This window comes from Pseudomonas sp. RGM2987 (assembly GCF_022952855.1).
GTDB lineage: Bacteria > Pseudomonadota > Gammaproteobacteria > Pseudomonadales > Pseudomonadaceae > Aquipseudomonas.
Genome location: NZ_JALJDX010000018.1, coordinates 1 through 523 on the forward strand (window position 1 = coordinate 1; position 523 = coordinate 523).

Sequence of the window (523 nt, forward strand, 5' to 3'; positions counted from 1 at the left end):
CCCCGGGCGTGGGCTTGGCGGTGACCGCGCTGCTGATGCTCAAGGGTGGCAAGGGCAAGTTCTTCAGCAAATTGCCGTGCATGCTGGTGGGCGGCGCCGCGTCCATGGCGGTCAGCAGTGCGATGGGTGCGGCGGCCAATGCAGCCATGGGCTCATCCAATCCGGTGCACGCCGCCACCGGCGCCAAGGTGCTGGGGCGTGACGAGGAACTGGACTTCGTCCTGCCCGGCATCCTGCCGATCGACTGGCAGCGCTTCTACAACAGCCGCGACGAACGCGGCGAGGGTTTGTTCGGGGTCGGTTGGAGCGTGAGCTACGAGGTGCAGGTCGAGATCTGCCCTCACCCTGACGGCGGCGAGACCCTGGTCTACACCGACGAACAAGGCCGCCCCATCGACATGGGCGCGATTCCTCTGGGCGGCGCGGTGTTCAGCGCCGGCGAAGGCCTTGCCGTGCGCCGACACCTCAACGGCCAGTTGCTGATCGAAAGCGACGACGGCCTGTACCGCCTGTTCGAGCCGAC

Annotated in this window: 1 protein-coding gene; it reads left to right on the plus strand. The window is 67.3% G+C overall.

The genetic code is table 11. From position 1 onward, the window contains the following. Positions 1 to 523, plus strand: a 523-nt coding sequence (locus tag RGM2987_RS00050) for a DUF6531 domain-containing protein (protein ID WP_245138087.1), incomplete at both ends; no start/stop codon positions are given.